We start from the raw sequence: 7,453 nt of genomic DNA, 5'->3' as shown, positions 1-7,453 counted from the left end.
AGGTCCGCGTGTAATCACGCTGACTGCGCCTTTTTCCTGTATTCATTACTCCCTCCTGAGAATGGGTCAGAAGGTGTAAACCTTATTCAGGACGAGACAAGGTGATGAAATTGGGCGGCTGGATTGGAATTGGTCTGGGCGCGGCTGCTTCAGGAGTCAAGGTAAAAGATACTTGCCAGGCGGGGGCGGCAGAGGCTTGCAGAAAGGTAAAAATTACTGAATCAGGGAAATTAGGGGGGAATGTTGCTGGAGGTGCTATGGGGGCTTGGGCGGGAGCCGGTACATGCGTTGTCATCGGTATTGGAACTGCGGGGTTCGGTGGCCTTGCTTGCGGAATTGTATTACCCGGTGTTGGATCATTGGTAGGTGGAGAGGTTGGTGCCGCAGTTGGTGAGTGGGCGGGCGAACTTATATATGAGGTTACGGAGTGAAATTCGGATTGGTAGATCCATACGTTTGGGTCGTGTTGACGCTGGTTGGATTATTTTTGGTTAACTTTTCTTTGATGCTCTACCTCGCATACTTTCGTATGAAAGAGGTGTTGGGACATTTAAGCAATTCTCCCGCAGTGATGCACAGATCACTGAGGTCTGATCGGGGCATCCTTGGTAGGCTTTCATTGCTGGGTTATGTGAGTATGATGCTAACTTTCCCTCATCGCGCCATAAATAAAGGGCTTTTGGATGCCGAGGACTACGAGCAATTTCCAAGGCACCTGAAATTAATAGTTAAGTTCTCCAACTGCTTTATGTGGTCCCTTTCTGCGCTGCTTGCAGTTATGTACGTTTTGTATCGTTGATACTCGCACATGACCAATGAAGAAGAGGTTTTGTTCGTTTTGACTTTTGGCGGAGTGTTCTTTGGTCTTGCTTTCATATCTGTTGTCGGTCAGTTCTATCTCGTTCTATTCAGAATGGAGGCGATTTTTCGTTTTCTCAGTAATTCGCAAGGCGTGTTAGTTCGTAAGCCTTTGAGTGGTGGGGTTACAGGTGCTTATTTCATGTTGGCGTGCATCGGCTCGTACCTGCTCATGCCATCTCGGGCAATCAAGGGGGGGGCGTTGGATGAGAGTGACTTACTGAATTTTCCGAAGGGTTTGTTGCGTTTGATTCGCTTTGTGTATTTATCAGCAATTGGAAGCTTCGTAGCGATGGTTGTTTTTTTATTGGTTGCGAACTTTATGGGGTGGCTTGAATGAAGTTGAATGGCAGGCAGTTATAGGTTTATGAGAGACGATTCCGTTAGAAATTGGCTTCAAGCCCACCCCCTTGACAGTGCTGAACAACTCTTCGCCATCTTCTGCAATGCGAGCAGTGCCGAGCCGTTCAAAGTTTGGCAACGCTCGAAGTTTGCGTCGGCACCCAGCCCTGTTTGGGCGGAAACGAACTATGCCGAGTGGGACGCGGTGATGCCCTACGTGGGAATCGTCGACGCGGGCAGTGAGTTTCTGGATTGGGTGGCGACCACGGAGTCTCGGGACTGGGGCTGGCTGGCGGTCTCTTCGGCGGGGCTTGAGGCGGTGGTCGAGCACTTTCGCAGTTTGACCCAAGTGCTGATGCCGGACGGGAAAGCGGTGTTTTTCCGGTTCTGGGATGGGCGGTTTTTGTTGCCGATCCTTGAGTCGTCCGAAGTGGATGCCGGGCAATTGCTGCCGGTTCTCACGCGAGGCTTGATCAACGGCCAGGCTGTCGAGATCGGGGGCAGGGCGCGGGTCTCGGGTCGGGAGTTTCCTTGGTGGTCGGTGCCGGAAAAGCTGCTGGCGCAGTTCGGCGGTGACACCCGGATCAACAACGCCTTGCAGTGGTTGAGCGAGGAGCAGCCGGCGTTGTTCGAGGCGTTTCCCGCCGATGTCTTGCGCTGCAAGGTTGTCAGGTTTTTTGCGGTTACGGCGTCGGACGAATCGTCGGCTTCGGCATTGCTGGACTACTTGCGGGACGAGTCAGAGTGAAATTTCCGGGCAAAGGCTTCGGACGTTTCCTGCGAGTTGCGGCGGTTTGCGTGAACTGGTGGGCGCGGTGGTGCGGGGATAGTCTTTTGGCTGTCACTGCGAGAGTGGTGACAGGGTGTAGGAACCCTTGGAAAACTCGCCGTGCATTCGCTCTGCTCTTTGATTGCGGCACTTGAACGTGCCCATGACATTGTTCGCGGCGGCTGTGCGCGGGAACGCTTCGGCGTAGCTGAGTTTGGTGGGTTCCTCAGTTTCCTACTCTCGCGTACAGCTGCCACCCAAACCTGTAGGAAGGTCGTTGGCAGCTTCACTTAACCTGCCGAGGTGCAATAAATGTCGACGTTAAAACCCGATCCACCGTACGAGCCCTTCATCCCTCACCCCAACAACCGCCTCATGGCGCTGACCAGCAACTGCAACGACATGCCCACCCTGTTCATCGACACCCACGCCCCGCTCGATGTCCTGATGGACGCCGCCAACTACCGGATCCGCGCGGTCATCCAGGTCCTCGAAAACATGTGCATGCGCGGCTCGGTCGAATGCGACTCGGTCATCCTCAGCGACTTCGCCCAACTCTGTGTGATTCCGCTGCGTGACGGCTGCGATGTCTTGGATGTGATTGGCAAGCGACTACGCGCCATGCCGTCCTGACTCGATCGTTCCCACGTCGAGGCGTCGAACGGTCCGCGTGGGAATGCTTCCAGGGACGCACCGCGTTCCAGGCGTCCACCGCAGTTGGGGCTGATACCCCATGCGACGCGGAGCGTCACGGGCTGCATTACCACGCAGAGCGTGGGAACGATCATCAGCACAGCGGGACGCCACTCAGCTGTGAGCCCCTGACTTGCCGCCTGGTAAAAGGTAAACTTCACGGCCCTCGCAGGAGCAGCCATGAATTATCGTCACGCCTTCCATGCCGGCAATCACGCCGATGTGTTCAAACACCTGACCTTGACCCGTCTCATCGCCTTGATGTCGCGCAAGGAGCAGCCGTTTGCCTATCTCGACAGCCACGCCGGCATCGGTCTGTATGACTTGCAGGGCGATCAGGCCAACCGTACCGGCGAGTACCTGGAAGGCATCGCGCGGTTGTGGGATCAGCCGGATCTGCCGGCGCTGACCGCCGACTACATGAATGTGCTGCGCGAGATGAACCCGGATGGCCAGTTGCGCTACTACCCGGGTTCGCCGGAGCTGGCGCGACGTCTGACCCGTTCTCAGGATCGGGTGTTGCTCAACGAGAAGCACCCGGAAGACGGCGTGCTGCTCAAGGACAACATGAAGGGCGACCGTCGTGTGGCCGTGCATCTGGGTGAGGGCTGGCATGTGGCGCGGGCGTTGTTGCCGGTGGCCGAGAAACGCGCGGTGATGCTGATCGATCCGCCGTTCGAGAAACTCGACGAGATGCAGCGTTGCGCGGCCTCTTTGAAAGAAGCGATCTCGCGCATGCGCCAGACCGTGGCGGCCATCTGGTATCCGGTGAAGGACCAGCGCGCATTGCGTCGTTTCTATCAGGATCTGGCCGGCACCGGTGCGCCGAAGTTGCTGCGGGTCGAGTTGCTGGTGCATCCGCTGGACACGCCGAACAGCCTGAACGGCTCCGGGCTGGCGATTGCCAATCCGCCGTGGGGGCTGGAGGAAGAATTGCGTGAGCTGCTGCCGTGGCTGTCCAAGAAGCTGGGCCAGACCCAGGGTGGGTGGCAGATGGATTGGTTGATCGCCGAGAGCTGATCGCTGACCGATTGTTCCCACGCTCTGCGTGGGAATGCAGCCCGGGACGCTCCGCGTCCCAACAGCGGACGCAGAGCGTCCATTGAGGCATTCCCACGCGGAGCGTGGGAACGATCAGGCGTAGCGCGGGAGCGATCAGGGCGGGCTTAGTTACCCGCCAGGCTCGGTGGCATGCAAACGCCGGTGCCGCCAATCCCGCAATAGCCTTCCGGATTTTTCGCCAGATACTGCTGGTGATAGGCCTCGGCGAAGTAAACGGTCGGGGCCTGTTCAATCTCGGTGCTGATTTCACCCAGACCCGCCTTCGACAGCTCGGCCTGATACACGGCCTTGCTCTTCAGCGCTGTTTCCAGTTGCTCCGGCGTGGTGGCATAGATCACCGAGCGGTACTGAGTGCCGATGTCATTGCCCTGGCGCATGCCCTGCGTCGGGTTGTGCAATTCCCAGAACATCGCCAGCAGCTCTTCGTAGCTGACCTTGGCCTTGTCAAACACCACCAGAACGACTTCAGCGTGACCGGTCAGGCCCGAGCAGACTTCTTCGTAGGTCGGGTTCGGCGTGTAGCCGCCGGCGTAGCCGACCACGGTGCTGACCACACCTTCGCGCTGCCAGAAGCGACGCTCGGCACCCCAGAAGCAACCCAGACCGAAAATCGCGAAGTCGACGTCTTCGAAAAACGGGCCGAGCAGCGGCGTGTCTTCGAACACAAAGTGTTTTTCAGGCAGGGCCATCGGGGTTTCGCGGCCAGGCAGAGCTTGTTCTTTAGTCGGTAGCACGTTTTTGTTCACCAGAATTTCCGAGCGCAGAACCATGATCGTTCCTCTCAGTCAGGATGGGATGTAAATAAGCAGACCACCAGTGTGCCCAATGATGCCCGTTTTCGCACTATTCAAATGTGGGAGCGAGCTTGCTCGCGAAGGCGGCGATCCATTCAACATTTGCAGTGACTGACCCACCGCTTTCGCGAGCAAGCTCGCTCCCACAGGGTTGGGGGGATTATGGGATTTAGAGGCAGAGCGGGCCGCGCGGGTAGCGCTTGAGCGCCTGGATCAGCTCGCCGCCCGGAATCGGCCGGTCGAACAGATAGCCCTGGCCGACGTCGCAGCGGTGGCGACGCAGGAACGCCAGTTGTTCGGCGGTCTCGATGCCTTCGGCCACGACCTTGAGCTTCAGGTTGTGGGCCATGGCGATCACGGCGGAGGTGATTTCCATGTCGTCCTGGTTGTCCGGGATTTCATGGATGAAGCTGCGATCGATCTTGATGATGTCGATCGGGAATTTTTTCAGGTAGCTGAGCGACGAGTAGCCGGTGCCGAAGTCATCCATCGCCAGGGTCAGGCCCAGGCGCTTGAGCTGATCGAGCTGCAGGTGAGTGTCTTCGGTGGCCTCCAGCAGCAGGCCTTCGGTCAGTTCCAGCTCCAGCAGATTGGCCGGCAGGGCTTCTTCCTTGAGGATGTTGGCGATCGAGGCCACCAGATCCGGGTCGGAGAACTGCTTGGGCGACAGGTTGATCGCCACTTGCAGTTTGCCCATGCCGGCGGCGGTCAGCGCTTTGCTCATGCGGCAGGCCTGGCGGGCGATCCATTTGCCGATCGGAATGATCAGGCCGGTTTCCTCGGCGACGCTGATGAACTGGTCCGGGCGGATCATGCCGCGTTCCGGGTGATTCCAGCGCAGCAGCGCTTCCATGCCCAGCAACCGACCGCTGCGCAGGCACAGCTTGGGTTGATAGAACACGTCCAGCTCGTTCTGGGTCAGGGCGCGGCGCAGGTTGTTCTCGACGAACAGTTTGTAACTGGCTTCGGCGTTCAGCGCTTCGGTGAACACCTGCACCTGATGTTTGCCGTTGGCCTTGGCCTTGTGCAGGGCGAGGCCGGCGTTGCGCATCAGGGTCTGCGGGTCGCGGCCGTGCAGCGGCGCGCAGGCCAGGCCAACGGAGCCGGTGACGCTGATGAGCTGGTTGTCGACGAACATCGGTTTGTCGAGGGTCATCAGCAGCTGGCTGGCGATCTGTTGGCCGGTCTCCAGGTCCGTGTCGTCGAGCAACACCGCGAATTCATTACTGGCGAACCGCGCCAGGCTGCCGCTGGAACTCAGGCTGTTGCGCAGGCGCCGGGCCAGGCTGATCAACAGTTTGTCGCCGGTCTGGTGACCGAGGCTATCGTTGATCCGCTTGAAGTTGTCGATGTCCACCAGCAGCAGGCTGATCGGGGTATCGCTGTCCCGGGCGAAGCGTTCATCCAGGTTGCGGATAAATGCAGGCCGGTTACCGAGGTTGGTCAGGTTATCGGTATACGCCAGACGTTCGATGCGCTGTTGCGCCAGTTTAGACTGGGTGATGTCTTCGTAGATGCCGATGTAATGCGTCAGCTCACGGTTGTCGCCGTACACCTTGGAGATCGATAACTGGCCCCAGTAGGGTTCGAGGTTTTTCCGGCGGCTCTTGAATTCGCCCTGCCAGCTGTTGCTCTTGGCCAGCGCCGAGGGCGCGTCGAACAACAGTTCGCTGAGGTTTTCCAGGGCCGGCAGCTCCGCCAGGCGCTGGCCGTGGACTTCCTCGGTGGTGTACTGGGTGATCGCGGTGAAGCTCGGGTTGACGTACTCGACCACGCCGTCGCAATTGACCAGCAAAAAGGCGTTGGCGCTTTGCTCGACCGCGCGCTGGAACAAGTGCAGGGCGCTGGTGGCGGTGCGGCGGTTGTGATTGTTGATGACCTGGGCGAACTGGTCGGCCAGTTCACCGGCAAAGGCGATTTCGTCGGACTGCCAGGCGCGGGTGACGCCGGTCTGCTCCAGGCACAGCACGCCGACCACCTGGCCGTCGACGCGGATGCTGGCGTCGAGCATGGCGTTGACGTCACGGGGGCGCAGGGCCTCGGCCATCTCCCGGGTGCGCGGGTCGCGCATCGCGTTGTTCGCGTCGATGGCGCGACTGCTGTGCAGCGCTTCCATGTAATCGGGAAAGCCGCTGACGTCGATGGCCTCCGGCAGAATGTATTCCTGAGTGGCGCGGTGGTAGGCCGAGATCGGCACCAGTTTCTGGCCTTCCAGGTTCCACAGGCTGGCGCAGTCGATTTCATAGATGTCGCAGGCGCAGCGCGTGATCAGTTCGGCGGCTTCTTGCAGGGAATTCTGGCTGCTGTAGCGCTGGCGGGCCAGCAACAGGATCAGATCCTGCTGGGCGCGCACCCGCTCCAGATGCTGCAGTTGCTCCTGCTGGGCACGCTGGTTGAGCTCAAGGGCGATTTGCAGGCGCGAGTTCTGGGTTTCCAGGTCGACGGACGGCAGCGCTGGTGCTTCGTCGAACACGTTGTCGACCGCCAGCAGGTAACCGCGCAGCAAGTGACGGTTGTGCTGTTTGTAGGCTTCACCGAGTTCAAGAATGCTCAAGGCGCCGGCGGCGGTGTGCAGGGTGTAGCGCACCAGATAATGCGGACTTTGGCCGAGTTGCTGCTGGATCGTGTCATGCAGCTGATAGCGCGCTTCGGGCTCCATCAGGCTGGCGTAGGGCGAGCCGACCAGGGCGCAGAGTTCGACGGCGGGCTGGCCGAACTGACGTTCGCAGTTGGGATCGAGAAACAGCATCGCCCAGCTGGCTTCATTCAAGCGCTCGAAACGCAGCATGCCGAGCCGCGAGGGCACAGGCAACTGCGTCACTACCTCGGCCACCATACGGCTGGCGGCATCGGGTTGGCTCTTCATGAAGGGAACTCGCTTGGAAATTTGCTGAACGCGCCGGGCTCTCGCCCTCTTTACTGTTGCCTGCGGCAA

The 7,453-nt window shown here is 59.3% G+C and carries 6 protein-coding genes; 4 read left to right on the top strand and 2 right to left on the bottom strand.

Annotated features, from left to right (window positions below; translation table 11 throughout):
• Window positions 1-808: 808 nt before the first annotated feature.
• From CAF73_RS28610 to CAF73_RS28595, 4 genes are all read left to right on the top strand, one after another.
• Entirely contained in the window at window positions 809-1,198 is a 390-nt protein-coding gene (locus tag CAF73_RS28610; protein WP_085705278.1) for a hypothetical protein, read from the top strand.
• Between the two features lie 27 nt (window positions 1,199-1,225).
• The gene (locus tag CAF73_RS28605; RefSeq protein ID WP_085705282.1) at window positions 1,226-1,948 is read left to right on the top strand and encodes a DUF4123 domain-containing protein; all 723 of its coding nucleotides are present in this window, start codon (window positions 1,226-1,228) and stop codon (window positions 1,946-1,948) included.
• A 333-nt stretch (window positions 1,949-2,281) separates the two neighbouring features.
• A complete protein-coding gene (locus CAF73_RS28600) occupies window positions 2,282-2,602 on the top strand; it encodes a hypothetical protein (protein WP_085701074.1) in 321 nt (106 codons plus the stop codon).
• Between the two features lie 240 nt (window positions 2,603-2,842).
• Window positions 2,843-3,682, top strand: coding sequence for a 23S rRNA (adenine(2030)-N(6))-methyltransferase RlmJ (locus CAF73_RS28595; RefSeq protein ID WP_085701073.1), 840 nt, complete (start codon window positions 2,843-2,845; stop codon window positions 3,680-3,682).
• Between the two features lie 146 nt (window positions 3,683-3,828).
• Here CAF73_RS28595 and msrA read toward each other — a convergent pair whose 3' ends face one another.
• Entirely contained in the window at window positions 3,829-4,494 is a 666-nt protein-coding gene (gene msrA, locus CAF73_RS28590) for a peptide-methionine (S)-S-oxide reductase MsrA (protein ID WP_085701072.1), read from the bottom strand.
• Between the two features lie 193 nt (window positions 4,495-4,687).
• Entirely contained in the window at window positions 4,688-7,384 is a 2,697-nt protein-coding gene (locus tag CAF73_RS28585) for a bifunctional diguanylate cyclase/phosphodiesterase (protein WP_085701071.1), read from the bottom strand.
• Window positions 7,385-7,453: the final 69 nt, after the last annotated feature.

The organism is Pseudomonas sp. B15(2017), assembly GCF_002113215.1.
Lineage (GTDB): Bacteria > Pseudomonadota > Gammaproteobacteria > Pseudomonadales > Pseudomonadaceae > Aquipseudomonas.
The sequence above is the reverse complement of the archived record's forward strand: the minus strand, read 5'-3'. Positions and strand labels throughout refer to the sequence as shown.